1 protein-coding gene and 1 pseudogene are annotated in these 1558 nt (G+C 66.9%); both read left to right on the top strand.

From position 1 onward, the window contains the following. Positions 1–126 precede the first annotated feature (126 nt). A complete protein-coding gene (locus tag ACNFOC_RS54225) occupies positions 127–1179 on the top strand; it encodes an LCP family protein (RefSeq protein ID WP_416966291.1) in 1053 nt (350 codons plus the stop codon). Between the two features lie 128 nt (positions 1180–1307). Then, positions 1308–1558, top strand: a pseudogene (locus ACNFOC_RS54220) (VCBS repeat-containing protein); the annotation flags it as partial.

The raw sequence follows: 1558 nt of genomic DNA, 5'->3' as shown, positions 1-1558 counted from the left end.
GGAGGGGGAGACGGGAGAGCTCGGGGGAGTGAGACGGGACTGAGAACCGTGAAATTTTCCGTAGAAAACCGTCTCAGGACGTCTCCCCTAACTTTCTCCTAATAATTCGGACTTACGTTCCTCCCCGTGACGGACACAGAGAACGTTGACGAGGACAGACGCGTGGGCCGGCGGTCGAGAGTGCTGAAGATCGCCGGCCTCACTCTGGCAGGCGCCCTCGTCCTGGGCGTCGCCACGGCCGGCTGGGCCTACTGGCACCTCAACAACAACATCAAGAGCGTCGACATCGACAGCGCGCTCGGCGCGAACCGTCCCGCGAAGGCGGTGACCACTCCTTCCGCCGCCGCGTCCGCGTCCGCCACCCCCGTGCCGACCGGCTCCCTGAACATCCTGGTCCTCGGCTCCGACTCGCGCAGCGGCAAGGAGAACAAGGCGCTCGGCGGCGGCAGCAGCTCCGGCGCCCGCTCCGACACGGCGATGGTCGTGCACATCGACGCGGGCCGTAAGAAGGCCACGATCGTCAGCATCCCGCGCGACACCCTCGTCACCCGCCCGTCCTGCCCGCTGTCGTCGGGCGGTTCCACGTCGGTGGCGTACAACGCGATGTTCAACACCGCGTACTCGGTGGGCGGTCCGGTGTGCGCGGTCAAGACGGTCGAGTCGATCACGGACGTCCGCATGGACCACTACATAGAGATCGACTTCGCGGGCTTCGCGAAGCTGGTCAACGCGCTCGGCGGAGTCACGGTCACCACCACCCAGGACATCGACGACGACGACAGCCACCTGCACCTCAAGAAGGGCACCCACCACCTCAACGGCACGCAGGCCCTCGCCCTCGCCCGCACCCGGCACGGCATAGGCGACGGCAGCGATCTCGGCCGAATAGGCCTCCAACAGATGCTGGTGAAGGCCCTGTTGACCCAGATCTCCACCAACGACCTCCTCACCGACCCCACCAAGCTCTACGAGGTCACCGACGCGGTCACCGACAGCCTCACCACCGACACCGGCCTCGACTCCCTGAGCGAACTGATCAGCCTCGGCCAGAGCCTGAAGGGCCTGTCGGCGGACGCGGTGACGACGGTGACGATGCCGAACGTCACAGCACCGTCGGACCCGAACCGGGTGGTGGCCAAGGAGCCGGCGGCGAGTGAGTTGTGGGAGTCGCTGAAGTGACGGGCCGCTGCAACTCCTTGAAAATGACGGGCCGTAGCAACTCTCGGAAATGACAGGCCGCTACAACCCCTGAGCGCGCTGAGGAGTCTCGTCCGGTGACCTGTCGCCGTCGACGAGGGGGTCGCCCGGTGTTCTCCGCGTATGCGTACGTCCGTTGGACGGGACCGCTCGCAATGGGCCTGGCGCTGCTGGGAGTTGCGCCGTCTCCCGCGCACGCGACCCCCGCCCCCGTCCGCGACGACTTCAACGGCGACGGCTACCAGGACCTCGTCGTGGGCGAGCAGATCGTGGGTGGCCTGCTCGTCTCCGTCGACCGCGCGAAGGACGAGGGATTCGGGATCCAGGTCTCGAAGGGCGACCTGAACGGCGACGGCTACGC

Source organism: Streptomyces colwelliae (assembly GCF_048158785.1).
Taxonomy (GTDB): Bacteria; Actinomycetota; Actinomycetes; order Streptomycetales; family Streptomycetaceae; genus Streptomyces.
The sequence above is the reverse complement of the archived record's forward strand: the minus strand, read 5'-3'. Positions and strand labels throughout refer to the sequence as shown.